At 35.6% G+C, this 26,160-nt stretch carries 16 protein-coding genes and 1 riboswitch; of the genes, 12 read left to right on the top strand and 4 right to left on the bottom strand.

What is annotated here, in order from left to right; genetic code table 11:
* Nucleotides 1–90: 90 nt before the first annotated feature.
* The 3 genes from Q4500_RS14365 (at nucleotide 91) to Q4500_RS14355 (ending at nucleotide 5,724) form a co-directional block, all read left to right on the top strand.
* Complete coding sequence (locus Q4500_RS14365) at nucleotides 91–2,592, top strand: DUF5686 family protein (protein ID WP_303600324.1); 2,502 nt, start codon at nucleotides 91–93, stop codon at nucleotides 2,590–2,592.
* 72 nt (nucleotides 2,593–2,664) lie between these two features.
* Nucleotides 2,665–3,192 (top strand): inorganic diphosphatase, encoded by a 528-nt coding sequence (locus Q4500_RS14360; protein ID WP_303600323.1) that lies wholly within the window; start codon nucleotides 2,665–2,667, stop codon nucleotides 3,190–3,192.
* A gap of 105 nt (nucleotides 3,193–3,297) precedes the next feature.
* Nucleotides 3,298–5,724 (top strand): sodium-translocating pyrophosphatase, encoded by a 2,427-nt coding sequence (locus Q4500_RS14355; RefSeq protein WP_303600322.1) that lies wholly within the window; start codon nucleotides 3,298–3,300, stop codon nucleotides 5,722–5,724.
* A gap of 57 nt (nucleotides 5,725–5,781) precedes the next feature.
* Here the strand turns inward: Q4500_RS14355 and Q4500_RS14350 are convergent, their stop codons facing one another.
* A complete protein-coding gene (locus Q4500_RS14350) occupies nucleotides 5,782–6,489 on the bottom strand; it encodes an energy transducer TonB (protein ID WP_303600321.1) in 708 nt (235 codons plus the stop codon).
* A 207-nt stretch (nucleotides 6,490–6,696) separates the two neighbouring features.
* Between Q4500_RS14350 and Q4500_RS14345 the strand changes: the two genes are divergently transcribed.
* Entirely contained in the window at nucleotides 6,697–7,722 is a 1,026-nt protein-coding gene (locus tag Q4500_RS14345; RefSeq protein WP_368389771.1) for an App1 family protein, read from the top strand.
* A gap of 4 nt (nucleotides 7,723–7,726) precedes the next feature.
* Here the strand turns inward: Q4500_RS14345 and Q4500_RS14340 are convergent, their stop codons facing one another.
* Genes Q4500_RS14340 through Q4500_RS14330 form a run of 3 tightly spaced genes read right to left on the bottom strand, consistent with a single transcriptional unit; the run spans nucleotide 7,727 to nucleotide 9,928 of the window.
* Nucleotides 7,727–8,329, bottom strand: a complete 603-nt coding sequence (locus Q4500_RS14340; RefSeq protein ID WP_303600320.1) for an aminotransferase class IV — start codon at nucleotides 8,327–8,329, stop codon at nucleotides 7,727–7,729.
* A complete protein-coding gene (locus tag Q4500_RS14335; RefSeq protein WP_303600319.1) occupies nucleotides 8,313–9,287 on the bottom strand; it encodes an aminodeoxychorismate synthase component I in 975 nt (324 codons plus the stop codon). Before Q4500_RS14335 ends, Q4500_RS14340 begins: the two co-directional genes overlap by 17 nt.
* Nucleotides 9,288–9,313: 26 nt before the next feature.
* Complete coding sequence (locus tag Q4500_RS14330; RefSeq protein WP_073247082.1) at nucleotides 9,314–9,928, bottom strand: deoxynucleoside kinase; 615 nt, start codon at nucleotides 9,926–9,928, stop codon at nucleotides 9,314–9,316.
* A 195-nt stretch (nucleotides 9,929–10,123) separates the two neighbouring features.
* On the opposite strand from Q4500_RS14330, the gene Q4500_RS14325 reads away from it, so the two are divergent.
* The 8 genes from Q4500_RS14325 to thrA all read left to right on the top strand — a co-directional run bounded on the left by Q4500_RS14325 (nucleotide 10,124) and on the right by thrA (nucleotide 26,104).
* The gene (locus Q4500_RS14325) at nucleotides 10,124–10,981 is read left to right on the top strand and encodes a GLPGLI family protein (protein ID WP_303600318.1); all 858 of its coding nucleotides are present in this window, start codon (nucleotides 10,124–10,126) and stop codon (nucleotides 10,979–10,981) included.
* 40 nt (nucleotides 10,982–11,021) lie between these two features.
* A complete protein-coding gene (locus tag Q4500_RS14320) occupies nucleotides 11,022–13,700 on the top strand; it encodes a TonB-dependent receptor (RefSeq protein ID WP_303600317.1) in 2,679 nt (892 codons plus the stop codon).
* A gap of 258 nt (nucleotides 13,701–13,958) precedes the next feature.
* Nucleotides 13,959–15,215, top strand: a complete 1,257-nt coding sequence (metK, locus tag Q4500_RS14315) for a methionine adenosyltransferase (protein ID WP_303600316.1) — start codon at nucleotides 13,959–13,961, stop codon at nucleotides 15,213–15,215.
* A 1,029-nt stretch (nucleotides 15,216–16,244) separates the two neighbouring features.
* A complete protein-coding gene (locus Q4500_RS14310; protein ID WP_303600315.1) occupies nucleotides 16,245–18,188 on the top strand; it encodes a CocE/NonD family hydrolase in 1,944 nt (647 codons plus the stop codon).
* A gap of 33 nt (nucleotides 18,189–18,221) precedes the next feature.
* Nucleotides 18,222–18,386, top strand: coding sequence for a hypothetical protein (locus Q4500_RS14305; protein ID WP_303600314.1), 165 nt, complete (start codon nucleotides 18,222–18,224; stop codon nucleotides 18,384–18,386).
* A gap of 571 nt (nucleotides 18,387–18,957) precedes the next feature.
* On the top strand, nucleotides 18,958–20,580 hold the full coding sequence (locus Q4500_RS14300; protein ID WP_303600313.1) for a sulfatase: 1,623 nt from the start codon (nucleotides 18,958–18,960) through the stop codon (nucleotides 20,578–20,580).
* Between the two features lie 498 nt (nucleotides 20,581–21,078).
* Nucleotides 21,079–21,182: riboswitch (SAM riboswitch) on the top strand.
* 131 nt (nucleotides 21,183–21,313) lie between these two features.
* Nucleotides 21,314–22,588 (top strand): O-acetylhomoserine aminocarboxypropyltransferase/cysteine synthase family protein, encoded by a 1,275-nt coding sequence (locus tag Q4500_RS14295; RefSeq protein WP_303600312.1) that lies wholly within the window; start codon nucleotides 21,314–21,316, stop codon nucleotides 22,586–22,588.
* 129 nt (nucleotides 22,589–22,717) lie between these two features.
* On the top strand, nucleotides 22,718–26,104 hold the full coding sequence (gene thrA / locus Q4500_RS14290; protein WP_303600311.1) for a bifunctional aspartate kinase/homoserine dehydrogenase I: 3,387 nt from the start codon (nucleotides 22,718–22,720) through the stop codon (nucleotides 26,102–26,104).
* The last annotated feature ends 56 nt before the right edge of the window (nucleotides 26,105–26,160 follow it).

Genomic DNA, 26,160 nt, shown 5'->3' with positions numbered 1-26,160 from the left:
AGTACTTTAGCTTCTCCGACCAAGTCTGGAGAAGCTTTTTTTATTAGGATGTTATTTGTTAAAATAATTTTTATTGAACGACGAATTTTAATGAGAGGGATAATTTTCATATTCTTAAGTCTATGTGTCTTCATAGGGCAAGGTCAGACCAAAATTGGTGGTATTGTCATTGATGAGCAGGGTGAGCCTGTATCCTTCGCTAACGTATTCTTTAAAAAATCTACAGAAGGTACCATTACAAATGATGATGGTCGGTTTTATTTAGAGTCTGAAAATGAATATCCTACAGTAATTATATCTTTTATCGGTTATACAGATTACGAACTTCAGTTAGATTCTAAAGTTGCATATGACTTAAAAATAACCATGGTTGAGGCTGCAGAGCAGTTGAACGAAGTGGTGTTGATAGCCGGTAAGCAATCCAAAAAGAATAATCCTGCGGTAGATATTCTTCGAAAAATTTGGTCAAAAAAACGCCAGAACGGTGTTAGGCAGTTTGATCAATACGCTTTTGATAAATATGAAAAGGTAGAGTTCGATTTAAATACAATTGATAGTGCACTTATAAAAAGTAAGGTGTTTAAAGGGCTCGAATTTGTTTTTCAAGATTTAGATACTTCTCGTATTACAGGTAAAACCTACTTGCCAATTTTCTTAAACGAGACTTTTTCTAAAGTTTATGGAGATAACAAAATCAGCGAAGAGAAAGAGGAGGTTTTAGGAAATAAGAATTCCGGATTCGAAAATAACCAAGCTATTATTGCATTCGTAAAAGATTTATATCAAGAGTACGATGTGTATAATAACTATTTAAAGTTCTTTGATAAAAGTTTTACGAGTCCGCTATCAAAAACCGGAGTAGATGTTTATAATTATGCGCTCCGAGATAGTGCTTTTATAGACAATAAGTGGTGTTATAATATTGTATACTATCCGCGTCGGAAAAACGAATTGACCTTCAAAGGAGACTTTTGGGTAAATGATTCTACTTGGGCGGTGAAAAACATTAATCTTCAAGTTACCAAAAGTGCCAATATCAACTGGGTAAAAGAAATCTACATTGAGCAAGATTTTGAAGTAATGAATGATTCTGTGTTTCTTTTGAAGCGCGATTATATGTTAAGTGATTTCAGTTTTAACAAAAAAGAAGAATCAAAAGGGTTGTATGGTAAACGAACAAGTGTTTATGATAATTACGACTTCAACAAGGTTAAACCCAGAGAGGTCTATAAAAAAGATAGAAACCCTTTAGACGTAACGCAGATTATTAAAGACGATGCCTTTTGGGAACGGAACAGGTTAGAGAGCCTAAATAAAGATGAGCAGGGTATTTACAAATTGCTCGACACTCTTAAGACCGTACCCAAATTTAAAACCTATTATAATTTTGTAAGTATTTTAGGGTCTGGGTATGTTGAGGTTGATAAATGGAACCTAGATTTAGGTTCTGTCTATGATTTTTTTGGATATAATAGTGCAGAAGGCGCAAGGGTTAGATTGGGTGCAAGAACCTATTTTGGACAAAATGATCTTTGGCGATTAGAGGGCTTCACTGCTTACGGTTTTAAGGATCATAAATTTAAACATGGTTTAGCAGGTAAAGTACTTTTAGATAAAAACAGTAGATTAATTGTTTCGGGAGGTAACCGAAGAGATATAGAGCAACTTGGTGTAAGTTTAACCGCAACAAATGATGTACTTGGTCGTAGTATTGCTTCATCTGTAATATTTACGGTTGGTGCAAATAATAGATTAACGAATATTAATCTAAGTGCGCTTAATTTAGAGATTGAACCAATAAGGAATTTAAAACTATCTGTTGGTGGTACTTTTAGAACCTTAAGTTCTGCTTTGCCAAATGATTTCAGTTTAGATTATGTTGATCCAGAATCTCCAACGGGCGTGTCCTCTGAAATACGACAATTTGACTTTAATGCTATTGTTTTATATACACCTGGCAAAAAAACTATAGGTTTTGGTGTAGAGCGCAGAGATGTTAATGATACATATAGTACGCTATTATTAAATTTTACGAAAGGAACAAAAGGAGTTCTTGATAGTGATTTTGATTATAGTAAACTTCAGTTTTCATACAGTCAACCTTGGCAATTAGGTGGTTTTGGTAGGTTATTAAGTACGGTTGAACTTGGTAAAACATTTGGTGAGGTCCCTTTGGGTCTGTTGAGCGTTGTACCAGGTAACCAGACATTATTCTCTAATTATGGATCCTTCCCAAATTTAGAGTTCTATGAATTTGTGACCGATACCTATGCTGCAGTGCATCTGCAGCATAATTTTAATGGTCGGTTTTTTTCAAGAATACCATTTCTTAGAAAATATAATTTGAGGGAGATTATAGCTTTACGTGGTGTTTGGGGGGAATTGTCTGATGAGAATATAGCTTTAAGCGCACCCGCAGCGGTAAATACGCCGTTACTTGCGCCTTCAGATAAAATATATTATGAATATTCTTTCGGAATAGGGAACATATTTAAAGTATTCAGATTAGATTTCAATTTTAGAGGAAATTATTTAGAAAATCCCGATGCAAGAAAGTTCGGTGTAACCGGTACGTTTGGATTTGTCTTTTAATTCGATTAATTTTTACAATTATAACAACTTAGTAACGTTTCATAAGAAACTATAAATTAAACAATTTTTAATATGGCAGCAGAAAAAGGCTTAACCTTTGATGTTTTAATAGAAATTCCGAAAGGAAGCAGAAACAAATACGAGTACGATTTTGATTTACATAAAATTCGTTTTGATCGTATGTTATTTTCTTCAATGATGTATCCTGGTGATTACGGATTCATACCTGAAACTTTAGCGTTGGATAAAGATCCATTAGACGTTTTAGTAATGGGAACAGAACCAACGTATCCAATGACGGTGATGGAAGTAAAACCTATAGGTGTATTTCACATGACAGATGAGAAAGGTCCAGATGAGAAAATTATCTGTGTACCAGTTTCAGATCCAATCTGGAGCAATAACAATGATATAAGTGATTTGAATCCGCATAGATTAAAAGAAATCGAACATTTCTTTCAAGTATATAAAGATTTAGAAGAGAAAAAAGTTGATACAGGTGGGTGGAGTGATGCTGCTAAAGCAGTCGAAATTTACCACGAATGTGTTAAGAGATATGATGATAGTGAGCACAAAGCGAAGCGCACTTTTGTGATATAAATAATATTTTACATCATTTAAGCCACTTTTTTTAATAAAAAGTGGCTTTTTTTATTCTATTCTAATTTACTACATTAGTCGAACTAACAACTAACAATAGATTAAATGGAGTCAATGATGATTTACATGCCAATTCTTATGGCAGTATTAGGCCTAATTTACATGGGCATTAAAAGATCTTGGGTATTGAAACAACATGCCGGAGATGGAAAAATGAAAGAAATATCAGATCACATTTATGAAGGCGCCTTAGCCTTTTTAAGTGCAGAATATAGGCTTCTGGCTATATTCGTGGTAGTTGTAAGTATTCTGCTTGCAATCGTTTCTTTCGTAGTGCCAACAACACATTGGCTAATTGTAATAGCATTTATTTTTGGAGCGGTATTTTCTGCCTACGCAGGTAATATAGGTATGAAAATAGCAACCAAGACCAATGTAAGAACTACACAGGCAGCACGTACAAGTTTGCCTAATGCATTAAAAATATCTTTTGGTGGCGGTACTGTTATGGGACTTGGTGTTGCTGGTTTAGCAGTATTGGGACTTACGATATTCTTTATATTATTCTTTCAGTTTTTTATGGGAGGTGTTTGGACATCGACTATGGATATGACAATAGTTTTAGAAACCCTAGCAGGTTTCTCTTTAGGTGCTGAGTCTATCGCACTATTTGCTCGTGTAGGTGGTGGTATTTATACCAAAGCAGCCGATGTAGGTGCAGATTTAGTAGGTAAGGTAGAGGCAGGTATACCAGAAGATGATCCACGTAACCCAGCTACAATTGCCGATAATGTTGGTGATAACGTAGGTGACGTTGCCGGTATGGGTGCAGATTTATTTGGTTCTTATGTTGCAACAGTTTTAGCAGCTATGGTTTTGGGTAACTATGTAATTAAAGATATGGGTGGTAATATTACAGATGCCTTTGGTGGTATCGGACCAATATTATTGCCAATGGCAATTGCTGGTGCAGGTATTATTATATCTATCATCGGTACCATGTTGGTGAAAATAAAAAGCAACGATGCCAAAGAAGCTGAGGTAATGGGTGCTTTGAATATTGGTAACTGGACATCAATTGTTTTGGTTGCAATCTCATGTTTTGGTTTGGTTACTTGGATGTTGCCTGAAACCATGAAAATGGAATTCTTTGGTGAAGGACTTTTAGAAATATCTTCCATGCGTGTATTCTATGCCACTTTGGTAGGTTTAGTAGTAGGTGCAGTGATTTCTTCAGTAACAGAATATTATACAGGATTAGGGAAGTCTCCGATCTTAAAAATTGTACAGCAATCTTCAACAGGTGCGGGTACGAATATTATCGCAGGTTTGGCTACGGGTATGATATCTACATTCCCATCAGTTTTATTGTTTGCAGGTGCTATTTGGGCATCTTATGCATTTGCAGGTTTTTACGGTGTTGCTTTGGCTGCTTCTGCAATGATGGCAACTACAGCTATGCAATTGGCGATTGATGCCTTCGGACCAATTTCTGACAATGCAGGTGGTATTGCTGAAATGAGTGAGCAAGAACCTATCGTAAGAGAAAGAACAGATATATTAGATTCTGTAGGTAATACAACTGCAGCTACAGGTAAAGGTTTTGCTATTGCTTCTGCAGCATTAACATCTTTGGCATTATTTGCCGCCTATGTAACTTTCACGGGTATTGATGGTATTAACATATTTAAAGCTCCGGTATTGGCCATGTTATTTGTTGGTGGTATGGTGCCAGTGGTATTTTCTGCATTGGCAATGAATGCTGTTGGTAAAGCAGCAATGGAAATGGTACAGGAGGTTAGACGTCAGTTTAAAGAGATACCTGGTATTATGGAAGGTACAGGTAAGCCAGAATATGATAAATGTGTAGCAATTTCTACAAAAGCTTCTTTGAAGGAAATGATGCTGCCAGGTTTGTTGACTATTGGTTTTCCATTGGTAATTGCATTCGTTCCTATGTTATTCGGAATGAATAAATTGGCTATCGCAGAAATGTTAGGTGGTTATATGGCAGGTGTTACCGTATCTGGTGTATTATGGGCAATTTTCCAAAACAATGCAGGTGGTGCTTGGGATAATGCAAAGAAGTCATTTGAAGCGGGAGTTGAAATTAATGGTGAAATGACGTATAAAGGTTCAGAAGCTCATAAGGCAGCGGTAACTGGTGATACTGTTGGTGATCCTTTTAAAGATACTTCAGGTCCTTCAATGAACATCTTAATTAAATTGACTTGTTTAATAGGTTTGGTAATTGCGCCAATATTAGGTGGTCATGCAGATGAAGGTGTTGCAACGTTAAATGATACAAAAGAGGTTACTATAGAAATGAATGTAGAAAGTGCAGATTTGGCGGAAGCTATTGTTACGTATTCTACAACGGTAAATGGTGAATCTATTACTGAAGAAGTAGTTTATAATGGTACAAAAGCTGAGGTTGAGGCACAATTGCAAGCATTTGAAAATGCAACAATTGCCAAGAAAGGAACCGCTACAGAAATTACTATAGAAAAAGTGGAGATTAATAAACAGTAATGTTTTACTTGAAATATAAAAACCATCAGCATTGCTGATGGTTTTTTTGTTTTATAACTATTGTAGTTTGAATGTGATAGGAATTGCGAAAGATACTTTTACAGCAGAACCTCTTTGTTTACCAGGAGTCATTTTTGGTAATTTAGATAAAATTCTTACGGCTTCTTTTTCTAATACATCGTGTGGACCTCTTTTTCGAATAGCTCCAATAGTGCCATCACTATTTATCATAAATTGAGTATTCACTCTACCTTGTATATTCATTTCTTGAGCTAATTCTGGGTAACGAAAGTTTTTACGAATATGCTTTTGCATCATGTCATTAAAGCAAGCCCTTTTGTCTTTTTCATTTTCACAACCTGGGAATACCGGAACTTCTTCAATTGTTGTCCAAATAACTTTTACCTCTTCCTCTTCTTCTATAACCTCGAAATCTGATGCGTTTATCACCTCGGTTTCCGTGTTTACTTCGATGGCGATAACTTCAGTTTCTTCAGTTGGATCATCATCAGCGATAATTTCTATCTCAGTTGGTAAAACTGGTGGTTTTGGAGACGGAGTTACTTCTATTTCGAAAATTGGAACTTCTTCATCGTCAATTGAGTCATCAACATCGTTCAAGGCTACATCAATATCATAGATAGGGTCAAATGATTTCCATTCTAATGCGGTGTACACCATACCTAATACTAATAGTAGTCCGATTACAAAGAACGTTCCGCTCTTTTTGTTCAGGTCTTTCTGTGGATTTTTTTTTGGTCTCATAATGTTTGAATTTTAGACTTGCATAAACAAGTAGGGTTATTATTTATTTGCTTGTCTAAAACTATAGTAAACCTAAAGGCTGTGAAACGAGTAATGAGTTAACGCTGCTTTTGAGTGAGTGAAAGAGACATTCATTTGAAACAGGCTCTTATAATTGCTTATAGGTGGTAAAATCAATAATTCTTGAAATAAAAATTTTAAAGGTTGTTGAAAGACCGTAATTTTAACGTCATGGGTATTTTTAAAAAAGATAAACTTCAGATTATTAATTTTCAGTCCTACGGTAGCGCTAATCGTTTGTATGTAAGAGGTAGGGCAATTGAAGATGAAAATATCGATTTAGATCAAAAAGGTTTTTTCAATTTGATTAAAAATACATGGAAGCGTTTTGAAACCGATGAAATTAAAAATGCTCCTTTAAAAATTACATTTTCTAACGGTGAAACAGTAGAAGGTACTACTGATGGTGATGGTTATTATCTAATTGATGAGAATATAGAGGGGCTTCAAGATTTGGCAAATGATGAAGGTTGGGTAAAATTTGAGCTATCGTTTGGCAATACAAATTTAAAAAGGGAGATACTTCTGCAAAATCGTTTTCCCGGTGAGATGTTGATACCTAGTGAACATGCCAAGTTTGGGGTTATCAGCGATATTGATGATACTATTCTGCATACAGGCGTGGTTTCTTCGCTAAAATGGAAAGTGATTTTGAATACCATGTTCAAACGAGCAACCAAGCGATTACAATTAGAGGGAACTTCAGATTTTTACACAAAACTACATCTAGGTAAAACGGGTAATGAGGCAAACCCAATATTTTATGTAAGTCATAGTCCGTGGAATTTATACAGATATCTTGAACTCTTCTTGAAAACGAATAATTTCCCCAAGGGTCCTATTCTATTACGTAGTATGGCGAGCTTTAAAGTGAGAACAAAAAGTGATGAGAAACCGCAGAAGCAAAAAGAGATATCGAACTTATTAAAATCCTATCCAGATTTGAAATTTATACTAATCGGTGATAGTGGTGAAAAAGATGGCGATATTTATCAGGAAATTTCCACACTTTTTCCTGGTAGAATAAAAGCTATTTATTTACGAAGTGTAAATCACTCAAAACGAATGAAGAGAATAGAAAATCTATTTGTAGATTTTAAAAACATTCCCTTTTTAATGGTCAATAAAACAGAAGAAGCTATAGACCACGCCAAGAAAAACGGATTCATTTAGACCTTTAGTCCCTTTTGATGTTCTGAATGGGATTCCACCTGTTTTCATCAAAATCATTGAGTGCATTAACCAACTGAAAACTTTCAAAATTTTGCAGCTCATCTACCGAAATAGATTTCTCGATAATACTATTTTTAGCTAAAAGTCTCGCTCTGCAAGTACCTTCAAGTAGTGGAGTAGAAGGCGTTACTATTTGTTTGCCATCAAAGAAAAGTACGTTTGAGTAAGATGCGTCTGTAACTTGTCTGTTTTTAATAATCAATACATCATCAGCTTCTCCTCTTTGTAAAAAAAGGGCATTTAACTTTTTGCGATTGTTCTTTTTTAAGGCGTAAGAAATGGTGTCGTCACTCACCAACTTTAGTGAGGTCGCTATGTTATTTTCATATTCAGAAAAAGAGAAGCGTGTACCGTTTTGTTTGTAGCCAATGCGCAACTTATATTTTAAGGTATCGTCTAAATTTGTTAGATGTATACCATCGAACAAAGTGTAGGTTGGGTGTGTTTTATACTGCTGCATATAAGACCTATTGAATCTAGCCTCATGGTATGCTGCATTCTTAATTTGGCTATTCTCAATACAAACAGATTCAAATAATGGGTACATATATTTTTTCTAAAAGTTCTTGGTATTCCTCTTCCATCTCGCTCAAGTGAGTAATGCCACCGCCACTTTTGTAAAAAAGCCTTTTATTATTTTTTTCAATAAATCGTATACTTACGGCACTGTCAATTTGGTCTCCATCGAATACACCAAAGATCCCGGTATAGAAACCACGTGGTTCAATTTCCGCTTTAGAAATAATTTCTAAAGTTTTCTTTTTTGGTGCTCCGCTTATCGATCCTGCCGGTAATGTTTTTAGTAATAAAGAGGCGAAGTTATCTTTCCAGTTCTCAGGTAATTCTCCTTGAATTTCGGTACTGGTCTGTAATAGTTCTTGATCTCCTTTTTTAATTTTATCTACGAATCTAAATTTATTTACCCTTACTTTTTTAGCAATCATAGAAAGGTCGTTTCGTATAAGGTCAACGATAGTGTTATGCTCGTACAGTTCTTTTTTATTCGACAATAATAGTTCTTCAGCATTTGGCACATCACTGTTGATAGTGCCTTTCATTGGGTACGAGAAAATGCTTCCGTTCTTTATTTTTAGATAGCATTCTGGTGAGAAAACAACGAATTTGTCTTTGTAAAGAAGCTTATATGGGGCATGGGCTTTTTGATAAATCTCATTTAAATCTACCGCTGTATTGAGAGCAGTAGGGAACGTAAGATTTAGCAAAAAGCTATTGCCATTATTCAATTCTTGCTTGACGGTGTTGAAAGCTCTTTCGTAAATTTCTTTAGAAACCAATGTTGGTTTTAAATCAAAATCGACACCTTCAAGATTAGTTTTAGCAAGATTTTCATCATTACCGTTGCCTTTGATATTGAAGAAGATATTTTCGTTTGCAGCTTCTTCAAACGTAAAAACCTTTTTTACCTCTTTTTCAAAATCTATAATAAAGAAAAACGGAATTTCATCTTGAAGAAAGCTTGTGACTTTTTTTTCAAAATTTTCCAATGGTTTCGGACTTTGCGAAATTGAACTTAAAATAGACCGTTAATTTGAGCGTCAATTTTATTAAGGATACTACCTAAATCTTCAGGATTGTCAACAAAATCTAAATCGTCAACATCGATGATCAATAAGTTTCCTTTTTCATATCCATGAATCCAAGCTTCGTAACGTTCGTTCAATCGGCTTAGATAGTCAATAGAAATAGTGTTTTCATATTCTCTACCTCTCTTGTGAATTTGCTTCACCAAATTAGGAATAGAGCTACGTAGGTAAATCAAAAGATCTGGCGGGTCCACTAAGGTCTCCATCAAATCAAATAAACTAGAATAGTTCTGAAAATCTCTATTGGTCATTAGACCCATAGCATGTAGGTTGGGTGCAAAAATATGTGCATCCTCATAAATAGTTCTATCCTGAATTATTTCTTTACCACTTTCTTTAATTTGAAGAATTTGGCGGTACCTACTGTTTAAAAAGTATATCTGAAGATTAAAACTCCAGCGTTCCATCTGATTGTAAAAATCATCTAAATATGGGTTCTCAACAACATCTTCATAATGAGCTTCCCATTTATAATGTTTTGAAAGTAATCTAGTTAGGGTTGTTTTTCCGGCACCGATATTTCCGGCAACTGCTATGTGCATAGAATTAAATTGATTAATGGTTGTGTTCTTATTTCAGAATAAGATTCTGATGGTACAAGATACAAGATAACTACAGGAAGTAAAAACATATTTGTTGTATGGCATAAAAATAATTATCTGAATTCATTTATTAACAGATATCGATTAAACCAAAAGCGAAAAATAATGTCATACTTCTATATTTAATTCTAGAAAATGAAAAGATTTAATTGGTTTATAGCATTTGCAATTGTTTTTATAGGTGTTACCGGGCAAGCACAAGATTTTCAAGGTAAGGCAGTTTATCAGAGTAAAACTCAAGTAAATTTCGATTTTGGGAACAGAAATATTCCTGAGGATAGAAAAAAAGAAATGTTGGAGCGTATAAAAAAGGCAAATGAAAAGACCTTTGTACTCAATTTCAATCAAACAGCATCAATTTATCAAGAAGAAGAAAAATTAGAACAACCAGGTGAAAGAGGTGGAGGTCGTGGTCCGCGTTTTGGAGCTATGGCCGGTACTGATGGTGATTTGTATAAGGATATTAAAGAGCAACGTTATTTGATAAAAAATGAGCTGTTAGGTAAAATATTCTTGATCGATGATGAACTGGAAGCCTTAGAGTGGAAAATGGGTAGCGAATCTAAGAAAATTGGAAATTACACTGCCTTTAAGGCAACAGCAACTAAAACCATTAAACGACCAAATATGAGTGCTATTTTCAGAAGACCGGGTAGGGGAGAAGAAAATAAAGATGAAGAGAAGAAAGAGGAAGAATTTACGATTAAGGAAGTAGAAATTGTAGCGTGGTATACACCAGAAATTCCAATAAATCAAGGTCCTGGACTTTATTGGGGGCTGCCGGGTTTAATATTAGCGGTAAATGATGATATTACTACAATTGTATGCTCAGAAATCACAATGAATCCTTCTGAGAAAATGGAAATAAAAGCACCAAGTAAAGGTAAAAAGGTATCCCAAGCAGAGTATGATGAAATCTCTCAAGAAAAGATGAAAGAAATGCGAGAGAATTTTAGAAACAGAGGCGGTCGTGGTGGCGGTAGACCAAACTAAATATTGTACTACATAATTCATTCTTTTTTATTGCTATCACATGAGAAATAAAGTATTTATTACCCTGCTTTTATTGGCTGTTGCTATTGGTTCAGCTCAAGAAATAGCATTGTCGGGTACTGTAAAAGATAGTCTGGGCGTTGGTGTCGATATGGCAAACGTAATTGCTATAAATACGGCCACACAAGGTTTGGAATCTTATGGGATAACCAACCATGCAGGTTTATTTAAGCTGAAGCTAAAGTCTGGTCAGCAATACACGGTTAAAATCAGTTATCTCGGTTTTAAACCAGAATCGTTCACATTTACGGCTGGCGAAAACGATGCTGTCAAAGATATTGTATTGCAAGAGCAAGCGGCGCAATTAGATGAGGTAGATGTTACCTATGAAATGCCGGTTTCTGTAAAAGGAGATACAATAGTTTATGATACCGATTCGTTTGTATCGGGTACCGAAAAGAAATTAAAAGATGTGTTGGAAAACCTTCCGGGTATTGAGATAAACGATGATGGTCAAATAGAAGTAGAAGGTAAAACCGTGAATAAGATCATGGTAGAAGGCAAGGATTTTTTTGATGGCGATACCAAATTGGCGGTAGAGAATATTCCGGCGAATGCCTTAAGTAAAGTAGAAGTGTTACGTAATTTCAATGAGGTTTCTCAAATGAAAGGGTTGACTAATGACGATGACAATGTGGCTTTGAATATAAAACTGAAAGAGGGGAAAAAGAACTTTTGGTTCGGAGAAATAACGGCAGGATATGGTCCTGATGATCGCTATTTAGCACATCCTAAATTATTCTACTACAGTCCTAAATACAGCATAAATATTATCACCGATTTAAATAATATAGGTGAAGTACCATTTACACGTAATGATTACAGAAATTTTACAGGCGGATTCAGGAATTTGAATTCTAGAGGAGGAAGCTCCATTTCTACAGGTGCAGATGCGTTAGGACTTTCTTCTGCACAGAATAATAGGGCAAATGATATTGATACCAAATTCACGGCAGCTAATTTTAGCTATGCGCCGATGGATGGTTTGGACCTAAGCGGATTCGGAATTTACTCGTACACTGGTACACTCATGAAATCTGAAGGAACCACATCATATATTGCAAGTAATGATATCGAAAGCACCACAACCAATACAAACCAGACCGTACATTTAGGTTTAGCAAAGTTAAGTGCCAAGTACAAGCCTAATGAAGATTTTCAATTAGATTTTGATGCACTGCTAAAACAGTCAGATGATAATGAAGAGGTAGATGTACTTTCTATATCTTCTATTACCGATCAAATTGCAGAGGTAAAAAAGCAGAAGCCGTTATCTGTAAATCAGAATTTAAATATTTACTATACTTTAAATGAGAAGAACATTTTTGCAGTAGAAGCACAATATTTATATCAAGATGAAGATCCTTTTTATGAAGCAATACGAAACGAATTTGCCTTTGTTGATATTTTTCCGGTAGATGAAACTCAAGACTTATATAATATCAATCAGGCAAAAACCGTAGTAACCAATAAGGTCGATGCCAAGGTAGATTATTATAGGGTTCTAGGTACAAAGAGTAACATCAATCTAACGTTAGGTACAACGCAAAGTAATCAGAATTTCAATTCTAACATTTTTCAGATATTAGATAATGAAGATGTTTTGAATTTGAGCGGAGATGAATTTGGTAATGAAGTAGCGTTTCATGTTTCTGATATTTATGCGGGTCTACATTACAAAGTTATTTCAGGGATATTCACTTTTAATCCTGGTGTAACCTTGCATCAATTTAATGTTAAGAATGAACAATTAGGTACTGTGGTAGAAGATAACTTAACGTCTTTGTTGCCTGATTTGTATATTAATGCACAACTGAAGAAATCAGAAAACCTTCGCTTTAATTATCGTGTATCTCGTTCGTTTACAGATGTCAGCAATTTTGCACAAGGGTATGTGCTCAATAATTACAATTCGTTGTATAGCGGTAATCGCGATTTAGAAAGTGCGTTGAACCATAATGTATCGCTTAATTTTTTCAGCTTTAATATGTTCAATTTCACTAACATTTTTGCTAACGTAGCATATACCAAAAGAATAGATGCCTTAAAAAGTGGAGTGAATATTATAGGTATTAATAGGGTGAGTAGTACTATTAATTCAAATTTTGACGATGAGTCTTTAACCGCAAGCGGAAAGTATGAACGTACCTTTGGTAAAATAAAAGCATCTGTTCAAGGTAATTTGGGGTGGTCCACTACCAATAACTTGGTTGACGATACGCAGCGTACCTCAAACTCTTTAACTCAGAATTATAATGCAGCACTTTCTACTAATTTAAAAGACGCTCCTAATCTAGAATTAGGCTATAGATACACTGTAAATAATTATGAGAATGGAGATTTAGAAACCACATTCTATACGAGCAGACCCTATGCTCGTTTTGATGCCAGTTTTTTAAAGAACTTCATATTTACGGTAGATTATGATTATTATGATTATACCGATGACGCTGATACCATTTCTAATACCTATAGTTTCTTAGAATCTGACCTAACATACCAGAAAAAAGATAGCCGCTGGGAATACGGAATAAAAGGCACTAATTTATTAAACACTACTACGTTAAATAGAGATAGCACCAACGAATTATTCTTTAGTACACAAGCCTATTTTGTACAACCTAGATATCTATTAATGTCTGTGAAGTATGATCTTTAATTCTAGCAGATTTATACTTAGAATTATCAATTCATTTAATTGAGTCAATAAATAACACCATATTAAGAATTGAACAGAACATTTTTTCTATTTTTGCATCTGAATTAAAAAAGTGAGGAGGGATTTGACTGATTGCAACCTCTGTTTTAGCCTTAGGGTATAAAGCGAAAAAAATGCTAAAGCAGTTGATGTTGATATCACTTCGCATCATACTTCTTTTCGGCATTCATTCAAATCCTTTGAAAAAAAAAGATTGTTATGCCATATTTATTTACATCAGAATCTGTTAGTGAAGGACATCCGGACAAAGTTGCGGATCAAATCAGTGACGCGTTATTAGATAATTTTCTTGCCTTTGATCCAGAAAGTAAAGTTGCTTGCGAGACATTAGTAACAACTGGTCAAGTAGTATTAGCGGGAGAAGTGAAAAGTGATACCTATTTAGATGTACAGAACATTGCTCGTGAAGTCATCAATAAAATAGGATATACAAAAGGAGAATACCAGTTCAGTGGAGATTCTTGCGGAGTGATATCGTTGATACATGAGCAGTCTCAAGACATTAACCAAGGTGTAGACCGTGGTTCAAAAGAAGAGCAAGGTGCCGGTGATCAAGGTATGATGTTTGGTTACGCAACTAGCGAGACCGAGAACTACATGCCATTAGCATTAGATATTTCGCACAAAATTCTACATACTTTGGCAGAAATGCGTCGTGAAAATAAAGAGATTTCTTATTTAAGACCAGATGCAAAAGCACAGGTTACTATAGAATATTCAGATGCCAATGAGCCAATACGTATAGATACTATTGTAGTTTCTACACAGCACGATGCTTTTGATGCAGATGATGAGAAAATGTTGGCAAAAATTAAGTCCGACATTATTTCAAAATTGATACCAAGGGTAAAGGCACAATTACCTGTAGATACTCAGAAATTGTTCGATGATCAGATCAAGTATCATATTAATCCAACAGGTAAATTCGTAATCGGTGGTCCGCATGGCGATACCGGTTTAACAGGTCGTAAGATCATTGTTGATACCTACGGTGGTAAAGGAGCTCACGGTGGTGGTGCTTTTAGCGGTAAAGATCCAAGTAAGGTAGACCGTAGTGCAGCTTATGCAGCACGTCATGCGGCTAAGAACTTAGTAGCTGCAGGTGTAGCGACTGAGATTTTGGTGCAAGTTAGTTATGCGATTGGTGTGGTAGAGCCTACCTCTATTTATGTAGATACCTACGGAACATCAAAAGTAGGATTGAGCGATGGTGATATTGCCAAGAAAGTAGCGCAGTTATTTGATATGAGACCTTTTGCTATTGAAGAACGTTTAAAATTAAGAAACCCAATATATTTAGAAACCGCTGCATACGGCCACATGGGGAAACAGCCAACAACTGTTACTAAGGTTTTTGAATCGCCATATAACGGTCGTATCGAAAAAGAAGTGGAATTATTCACTTGGGAAAAATTAGATAAAGTTGCAGAGATAAAGTCAGCGTTTAGTTTGTAATTCATTGCGAGCGAAGCGAAGTAGCTGTTTATGATGAAATCATATTTCAATATGTCATATTTAGCGCAGTCGAAATAGATTGCTGTTAGAAAGTATATTTGATGTAGTATGAGTATTGTATTTCAAGTAATTAGAATATAGGTGCCTCGTGTTTCACGGGGCATTTTTTTTGTCTCAAAATTACTTCACAAGCCAATTAACACCCATTCACAACAAGTTGGCATACTTTGACCACATAATCCATTTTGTAGGAAAAGGATTACATATATTTGAAATGTAATAATTAGAGAATCCCTAATCTCGCCACCTACCAAGATGAAATAGATACTAGTAGTACAAATAAAAATAGACAGGAATAAGTTCAAGTTGAAGCCCCAAAATTCAGCTTAATTTTAAATCTGTTTAAGGTATTGAATCTTTGAAAAACCTATTAAAGTAATAACTTAACCTACGAATGCCATGTCATTAACCCACAGAATTTCTCTTGCATAATATTACAATCTTGCTCAAAAGAAACCGACCTGATTTCTGAGTATGTTGTTTTAGATGCAGACAAAACCGAATATCGTTCGGTGAAAATTTACTCGGATTTTGAAATTGAAAAATCTGAAAAAACAGTTGCATTAATTCCTTTTTCTGATTAAATTCCAACACACTAAACATTAACTTAATGAAAAAACAATTACTCCAAGAAACTACTGTTCAAGAATATAAAGGAGATTTTTTTTCGGGCATACTTATCCTTGTTAGAAAGTTGTTCATGGTATAATCTTGTTCACAATTGCTTCATAAATGCTATCGTCGATAGCATTTATGAAACATTTTCCCCTTCTAAATAACACCGCTTATTTTGTAAATTATATTGAGTCCGCCTATTAATTTGTATTGCGTAGTTGATAATCTATGACGTAATTTGGCAAACTTCAACTTAGGTATTCGATAGGTCAAAATTTTACTGCGTCTACCTATCTATAAATCTTCAAAAATCGAGTAAACTTTCTTAGCTTTAAGAATTCAAATTCTTAAGACATGCCGAAGATTACCATCAAACACTTTTTTACCTTTATTTTACTGGCTACAGTACTTGTTTCCTGTAGAAAAACAGCACCTAAAGTAGCAGATGCAGAAGTTTCTGATACCTACGTTGCAGACAATTACACGAAGAAAGAAGTCGATATCACCATGCGTGACGGCATTAAACTGCACACTACGGTCTATTCGCCAAAAGATACTTCAAAAGAATACCCGATTATCATGCAACGAACTCCCTATAGTTCACAACCATACGGAGAAGGTAAATTCAAGACAAAAATTGCTCCGAATATTCACATGATGCAAGATGGCTATATTGTCGTTTACCAAGATGTTCGTGGGCGTTGGTTAAGTGAAGGTCATTATGAGAACATGCGTGCTTTCAATCCGAACAAAAAATCAGAAAAAGATATTGATGAAAGTTCAGATACCTATGATACGATTGAATGGCTGGTAAACAATGTTGAAAACAATAATGGTAATGTGGGTATTTGGGGAATCTCCTATCCTGGTTACTATTCTACGTATTCCGTTGTAGATGCACACCCGGCATTAAAAGCAGCTTCGCCACAGGCGAGTATTGCAGATTTCTTTTTCGATGATTTTCACCATAACGGAGCATATTTGTTGAGTTATTTTAGGGCAACATCATTATTTGGTACTCCTAGACCAGATGGCGATAAGCCTATTGATACGGCATGGTATACACTACCAGATTTACCTACAGAAGATCAGTACCAATTCTTTTTAGATGAAGGTTCGCTGAAAAATTTAGATCGCTTCTTTGAATATGAAACTACAGATACGCCACGTATGGCAAAAGAAGGTGTAACCGACGATTATTTCTGGAACGAGCTAAAGCAACATCCTAATTATGATGAAATGTGGCAGAGCAAGGGATTAATTCAGCACTTAAAGAATGTAAAACCAACAGTAGCGACTATGGTTGTTGCAGGGGAATTTGATGCTGAAGATTTATACGGACCATTAGAAACCTACAAGAATATTGAAAAGTACAATGCCGATAATTACAACACTTTGGTTTTTGGACCATGGGATCACGGCGGATGGGCACGAAGAAAAGGACAGAATATTGTGGGTAATTATTACTTCGGTGATAATATTTCAGAGTTTTTTCAAGAGAATATAGAAGCCAAATTCTTTGACCATTTCTTAAAAGGAAGCGGAGATAAAAATAGCGGATTACCGGAAGCCTACGTTTTCGATACAGGAAGAAAAGATTGGAAAACTTACGATACCTGGCCACCAGCAGGTGTAGTCAAAAAAGATATGTATTTATCTCCAAATCAAGAACTGACTTTTGAGCCAAAAGGCGTTGAGGAAGTCAAGTTTATAAGTGATATTAAAAAACCAGTACCTTATTCAGAAGATATTAAAACGGTATTTACCCCAAGAAAGTACATGACGGACGATCAGCGTTTTGCGGCTCGCCGTGGCGATGTATTGGTGTTTGAAACGGAAGTGATGGAAAATGATATGACTTTGGCAGGCGATATTCTAGCAAAGCTAAAAGTAGCAACTACAGGTACAGCTGCAGATTGGATCGTTAAAATCATTGACGTTCATCCGGCAGATGAACCAGCCTACGAAGGTATGCAAGACCACTTGAAAATGAGCAATTATCATTTAATGGTTCGTAGCGAGGTGTTGAGAGGACGATTTAGAAATAGCTTTTCAGAGCCAGAGCCATTTGTAGCAAACCAAAAGACAGATGTTACTATTAAGCTGCAAGATGTTTTTCATACCATTAAAAAAGGGCACAAGTTACAAGTGCAAGTACAGAGCACTTGGTTTCCGTTGATAGATTTAAACCCGCAGACCTACGTAGATAATATCTTCGAGGCAGATGAGTCAGATTTTAAAACCCAAACCCATACGGTTTTTACAGATTCTAGTATTGAGTTTTCTGTGTTGGAGTAGGGTATATTTTGATATTATTTATAATTGAAAACAATGAAGAAATGGCTAATTAAGCAAATGGAAAAATTTGGACTTGACGCTTCGAATTTAAAAACAGATGTAGAACTTAAAGGTCGTTTTCTTGAAGTTGGGGAATCGGAAAAAATTATATTTCCAAAAGAATTGGACATAAGTACTGAATGGAGGATTAAAGAATGATTTTTTGAAAAAGGACAATTAGTGAATCCAGGTGATATTGTCGGAGCTGTTGAGAATCAAAAACAAAGGTTCGAGTTTGAATCTCTTGTTGGCGGAAAGTTGAATTATTTTATACTAGTTGGATGCAAAGTTGAGGGCGGCTCAGTTTTGGCTGAAATCACTGGAAATTAAAATTTTGAAACAAAAACATTTTTCGAATTTTCATATATATTTATAGAATGGATAAAATTAATATTACTAACAGTTGAAACATGTGTTTTTTAAAGCTGAATTTTATCCAATCAGAGAAAAAAATTAAAATCAATAATCAATTACAATGTATCTAGCTTAACCTCTTTACCCCTCTCTTTTTGTTTATATAAATTATAGTAAATTCAAATTTAGATCAAAATATATGAGCTCAAGCTTTGTAGAATATTTTACAGATTAAGGCAATTGATTTAATGATTCTTCAGAAATAGCTCTGATAAAATCACCAAATACCATTTGCGGTCTTATAATCAAAATATTAAGTGCTATAGTTTAAAATTTCCCTACTTTTAATACTAATCAAACTCACCAAACAACCAAAATGAATAAACTAATCCTAGCCATAGTAGGTTTACTTTTCCTGTTGCCAATTAGTAGTGAAGCTCAAAAAAGTAAAAATAAAAAGCCGAATATCATTTTCATCATGTCAGATGATCATGCTTATCAAGCCATTAGCGCGTATGATGATAAATTGTTGAATACGCCCAATATTGATCGTTTGGCAAAAGAAGGAATGCTATTTACCAATGCGAGTGTTACCAACTCCATTTGTGCACCATCACGTGCAACAATACTAACAGGTAAGCATACGCATATCAATGGAAAAGTAGATAATTACTTTCCGTTCGATACTACACAAGTCACCTTTCCGCAAATATTTCAAGAGAACGGCTATAAGACAGCCATGTTTGGTAAACTTCATTTTGGTAACAACCCGAAAGGGGTAGATGAGTTTATGATACTTCCGGGTCAGGGCCATTATATCAATCCCGATTTCATTGTCACCAATGGCGATACCATTACCAAGCAAGGTTATGTTACCGATATCATCACAGATGTATCTTTAGATTGGTTAAAGAAAGAAGCTGCAGATGACGAACCATTTATGATGATGTATTTGCATAAAGCACCACATAGACCTTGGTGGCCAAGAGCTGATAAGTTTAAGGAGTTTATACAGAAAACATTCCCAGAACCAGAAACACTTTTTGATGATTATAGCAATAGAGGTTCTGCGGCGAAAACGGCAGAAATGAATTTGCTAACCCACATGATGTATAGTCATGACAGTAAAATAAGACCAGAGACCTTAGCTAAAATGGAAGGTAAAGTATTGCCTGTGGTCGAAGAATTTCCGAATAGTTTTTATGGTCCGTACAACCGTGCTAGGGCAGAACAAAAGGCATTGTATGATCCGGTTTTAGATTCCATCAACGACTTCTTTTATGATAATTGGTCAAAGATGACCGATACCGAAAAAATGAAATGGAAATACCAGCGCTATATGCAAGACTACTTGGGCAGCATTTCTTCGGTAGATGATAATGTAGGTCGACTATTAGACTATTTAGATGAGTCTGGTTTAGCAGAAAATACAATAGTCATTTACACCTCTGACCAAGGATTTTATTTGGGCGAACACGGTTGGTTCGATAAGCGATTCATTTATGATGAATCTTTTAAAACTCCATTATTGGTGCGTTGGCCCAATGTGGTAAAACCAGGTTCTGTTGAAAATGAAATGGTTCAGAATTTAGATTTTGCACAGACCATGTTAGAAGCAGTAGGCATCACGCCGCCAAGTGATATGCAAGGGGAGAGTTTAATTCCGCTACTGAAAGGCGAAAAAGACAAGTGGACAAGAGATGCGGTGTACTATCAGTATTACGAATATCCATCGGTACATATGGTAAAACGCCATTATGGTATAGTAAACAAAGAATTTAAGCTAGTACATTTTTACTATGATGTTGACGAATGGGAACTGTACGATAGATTAAATGACCCCAAGGAAATGAACAATGTCTACCATGATCCAGCGTATGCAGCTACGGTTAAAAAATTAACGGCAGATTTAGTAGAAATGAGAAAATACTACAAAGATTCTCCAGAGCAAGATCAGAAGTATATTGATAAGTATAAGAGTGCTGGTATGATCGATTAGTTTCTGGTTGTTGGTTGTTGGTTGTTGGTTGATGGTTGATTGTTGATGGATGAAAATGTCAGTTCGAGTGTTTTTGACCTAATTTTTCATTATGACAAAGGTGTATCGAGAACTTCAAGGGTCAGCATGATTGTAATTGTTCCTAGTTCAAAAAATAACCTTTAGCAAGCAAGCTTCTCGATACTTGCACGACCTGAAGGCGGGCAATTTTTACTCCCGAAAAGGTCGTAAAAACCATTCGAAGTGACATCCGTACTTAGTTTAGTGAAGTTTTTAAAATTCAAATAGCCGTATTGTCAGTTCGAGTGTTTTTGAGTGTAGTGCAATGGATACTCAAAAATGTATTGAGAACCTCGTAGTTGATGAGGTTTCTCGTTTCCTTGAAACCCGCAGAAAAATAACAACACAACCTCAAATTATATTTTTTTCTTAAAATCTTAGGTTATTAGAAACTTCTGCCCTTATATTTGCTAACTCAAAGTTCAAACACTTATTGAATAGTTATCAAGAAAGGTGGAGGGATTAGACCCTTTGAAACCTTAGCAACCCTTTGTTCAATACAAAGAAGGTGCTACATTCTACCCTTAGGGGATGGATAACAGTAATCGAATTTTCTTCGATATTACTTTCTTATAACTTTTTGATTTTACCTACCCGCATAGTATGCTGGTCAAGGTTTGGCTTTTAATTTTTAATATCCTTAGGATTAACAATTTTTAAAAACAACAAAATCATGAGTAATTACAAACTAGCAACAAACGCATTACACGCAGGTCACGACACAACTACCAATGGTGGTACAAGGGCAGTGCCTATTTATCAAACATCATCGTATGTGTTCAATGATACCGACCATGCTGCAAACTTATTTTCGTTAGCAGAATTAGGTTTCATTTATACAAGATTGAATAACCCCACCAATCAAATTCTACAAGACAGGTTAGCTGCGGTAGAAGGCGGAATTGGAGCGGTGGTTTTTGCATCGGGTACAGCGGCAATCTCAACAGGGTTGTTGACATTGTTGAAAGCAGGTGATCACATTGTGGCATCGAGCAGTTTATATGGTGGTACGTTTAATTTATTGAACGTAACATTGCCAAGATTCGGTATTACAACAACGTTCGTAGATGCATCTGATCCTGAAAATTTTGGAAAAGCTGTACAGGGGAATACAAGAGCATTCTTTGTGGAATCTTTAGGGAACCCTAAATTAGATGTGTTGGATCTGAAAGGAATTGCAAAAGAATCAAAAGCAGCAGGTGTTCCATTTATAGTAGATAATACTGTGGCTACTCCGTCATTATTGAATCCTATTGAACACGGAGCTAACCTAGTAATACATTCATTGACAAAATATATCGGCGGACAAGGAACTTCATTAGGTGGAGCAATTATTGATGCTGGTACTTTTGATTGGACCAACGGAAAATTCCCAGAGTTTACTGAGCCATCTGCTGGGTATCATGGTTTGGTATATAGCGAAGCATTAGGTGCGGCAGCATTTACATTTAAATTAATATTAGAAGGCTTACGTGATTTTGGTGGAGCTTTAAGTCCGTTTAACGCATTCCAAATTATTCAAGGTTTAGAAACATTACCGGTACGTATCAAGCAGCATAGTGCAAATGCATTAGAGCTCGCTACATGGTTAGAAGGTAGGTCAGAAGTGGAATGGGTGAATTACCCAGGACTTAAAAGCAATAAATACAACGAGTTGGCTAAAGAGTACTTGCCAAAAGGACAGAGTGGATTAGTTACCTTTGGCGTTAAAGGCGGATTTGAAGCTGCTAAAAAAGTGACCGATGCGACTAAGATATTTTCGTTGTTAGCGAATATTGGTGATACCAAATCATTAATAATTCACCCAGCAAGTACCACACACCAGCAATTAACTGCAGAGCAGCAAGAAAGCGCTGGTGTAGGTCAAGATTTAATTCGTTTGTCTGTTGGTCTAGAAGATATTGAAGATTTAAAAGCCGATTTAGAACAGGCATTTGCAAGTCTTTAATCTCGGTTACCGTTATAAAGCAAAATTGAAATAATTGGTCATTGATCTAAAACTAAGTGACCGGTTATTTAAAATAGGAAAATAGTACTGGCTGAGTGAAGTTGAAGCCATAAATTGATTTTGAAATAGATGCTACATCAATTACAGATAAAAAAATACAAAACCTTAAGTGGTGCCTCTCAAGATATTCAATTGTCTTATCAGGTATTTGGTAAAGAGCTACATACAGCGCCTATTATTTTGGTGAACCATGCTTTGACCGGTAACTCTAATGTTACTGGAGAAGATGGCTGGTGGTCAGCACTTATCGGTGATGAAAAATGTATCGATACCCAAAAGTATACCATTCTGGCATTCAATATTCCGGGAAACGGACATGATAAATTCGTGATTGAAAACTATAAGGATTTTGTTGCTGGCGATGTAGCTAGAATGTTTTTATTGGGTTTGCAGCAGTTGAAAGTAGACCGTTTATTTGCTTTGATCGGTGGTTCTTTAGGTGGTGGTATTGCTTGGGAAATGGCAGCATTGCAACCAGATTTAACCGAGCATTTAATACCTGTGGCATCCGACTGGAAATCGACCGACTGGTTAATTGCCAATTGTCAAATTCAAGAGCAGTTTTTGGTGAATTCTAAGCAACCGGTACACGATGCACGTATGCATGCAATGTTGTGCTATAGAACACCCGCTTCCTTTAAAGAGCGCTTCAAAAGAAGTACAAATGAAGAGCTAAAGGTTTTTAATGTAGAAAGTTGGTTAATGCATCATGGCGATAAGTTGCAAGAGCGTTTTCAATTATCTGCCTATAAATTGATGAATCAGTTATTGAAAACGATTGATGTCACTAGAGGTGGAGATGAGAATTTCATCAGACTGCAAAATAGTGATACCAATATTCATATTATAGGTGTCGATTCTGATATGTTCTTTACCGCACAGGAAAATAAAGATACGTTTAAGCAGTTGGCGCAAGCGAAGAGTAATGTTACTTATGGCGAAGTACAGTCGCTACATGGGCATGATGCCTTTTTGATCGAGTTTGATCAAATGGAGAAATTGCTTGGTGGTATTTTTAATACCAACGGTAATATCAAGAAAATAAAGATTCTGAAGTTTGGTGGTAAGTCCCTGAGTAATGGAGAAGGACTAGAGCGTGTTTTAGATATCGTTGCCAATAAGGTAAAGAACGATGAGAACATTGCCATTGTTTTATCCGCTAGGGAAAAAGCTACGGATCAGCTAGAAGATATGTTGCAGAAAGCTGCAAAGGGTAAAGACTATCAGTCCGATTTTGTAGCTCTAGAAAAATATCAAAAGCATACCTATAAGAATATCAATTTATCGGCAGAGTTTAAGGGCTTAGCGAAGTTATATGAAGGTGTTTCTTTATTGGGTGATTACAGTGCTAAAATTAAAGATGAGGTACTGGCTTATGGTGAATTGATTTCTGCAAAATTGGTTACTAAATTACTAATAGGTAAAGGCATCAATGCAGTACTGGTTGATACACGTAAGGTGATAAAAACCGACAATACATTTGGTGATGCCAAGGTCTTGGAGGCAGAATCAAAAGAGCAGGTATTACTGAAGTTTGCTGAAATACCGAAAGATACCGTAGCCGTAGTTACGGGCTTTATTTCATCTACATTAGATGGAGAGACAACTACTTTAGGTAGAAATGGCAGTAATTATTCTGCAGCTCTATTGGCTAACTTTTTAGATGCTGAAGAATTACAGAATTATACTCATGTTGACGGAATATATACTGCGAATCCTGATTATGTACCAGAGGCTAAAAAGCTAGAAAATCTGTCGTATGAAGAAGCGAATGAGTTGGCTAATTTCGGAGCAACAATTTTACATGCGAAAACGATTATTCCGCTTATAGAAAAGAACATTCCGTTGCGTATTTTAAATACGTATAATGATGATAGTGAAGGAACTTTAATAAGTGCAAAATCAAGCAAGGAAGGTATTAAGTCGCTTTCTGTAATTGAAGATGTAGCGATGATCAATATTGAAGGTCGCGGATTATTAGGTAAAGTAGGTGTAGATGCCAGAATATTTAAGGCGTTAGAATCAAGTAATATTAGTGTTAGTATAATATCTCAAGGTTCTTCGGAAAGGGGAATCGGTCTTGTGGTGAAGAAAGACAAGGCGAAAAGAGCAAAATTGGCTTTAGAGAATGAATTCAGTAATGATTTCGAATCTAAAGATGTAAATATGATTACGGTGATAGATGATGTTTCAATTATATCTATTGTCGGTCAAGATTTAAGTACGTTCCATAATCCGTTTAACGCATTGATTAAAAACCAGATTGTGCCGTTGTTGTTCAATAACACGGTATCGGGTAACAACGTGAGTTTGGTGGTGAAGAAATCTGATTTGCACAAGGCGGTAAATGTCATGCACGGACAAGTATTTGGTATCAGTAAAAGGATAAATATTCTTGTCTTCGGACATGGAAATGTAGGCGGAACACTGATCGATCAAATTCTGAAATCAGCAAAAACAATTAAGGATCGTAAAAAATTAGATTTGCGCGTATTTGGAATCGCCAACTCTAAAAAGATTTTGTTGAATGAAAAGGGAATCACCAAAAACTGGAAAACGAATCTAAAGCAAAAAGGAAAGGCGTATAAAGTTGAAGATGTTTTTGATTTTGCAAAACGTCATCATTTAGAAAACCTGATAGTCATTGATAATACGGCAAGTAAAGATTTTGTGGCAAATTACTTTGAATTCGTAGAACGCGGATTTGATATTGTTTCATCAAACAAAATAGCCAATACCTTACGATACGATTTTTATCAGCTATTGCGAGAAGAGCTGCAGAAAAATCAAAAGCAATACTTGTATGAAACTAATGTAGGTGCAGGATTACCATTGATAGATACCATAAAGTTACTCCATTTGTCCGGAGAGAATATTACCAGAATAAAAGGAGTGTTCTCGGGGTCATTGAGTTATATATTTAATACCTTCTCAGAAGTAGATGTGCCATTTTCGTCCATTTTAAAAGATGCGATGCAACAGGGATTTACAGAACCAGATCCGCGTGAAGATTTATCAGGAAATGATGTAGGTAGAAAGTTGTTGATTTTAGCAAGAGAATTAGATTTACATAATGAGTTTGCAGATATAAATATTGACAATCTAATTCCGAAGAAATTACAAGACGGCGAAGTGGCTTTCTTTTTAGAGAATTTAGATGTATTAGATGCTAAGTTCAATGAGATTAAAAAGAATCAGAAGCCAAATCATGTATTACGATATGTAGGTGATTTACATGGTAACCTTCAAAAAGAAAAAGGAGTATTAGATGTGAAGTTAATATCCGTACCAAAAGAAAGTGCCTTAGGGCAAGTAAAGGGGTCGGATTCCATTATAGAAATTTACACGGAGTCTTACGGAGAAAATCCGTTAGTAATTCAAGGTGCAGGTGCAGGCGCAGCAGTTACGGCAAGAGGTGTATTTGGAGATATTTTGAGAATTGCGGAGAAAGGGTAGTGAAAAGTACAAAGTCAAAAGTACGAAGTTTATGAAAGTAGAAATTGGAATAGAGA

The sequence above is a fragment of the Maribacter sp. 1_MG-2023 genome (assembly GCF_030547005.1).
Taxonomy (GTDB): Bacteria; Bacteroidota; Bacteroidia; order Flavobacteriales; family Flavobacteriaceae; genus Maribacter.
Note: the sequence above shows the minus strand (reverse complement) of the source record. Positions and strands in the feature narration are given on the sequence as shown.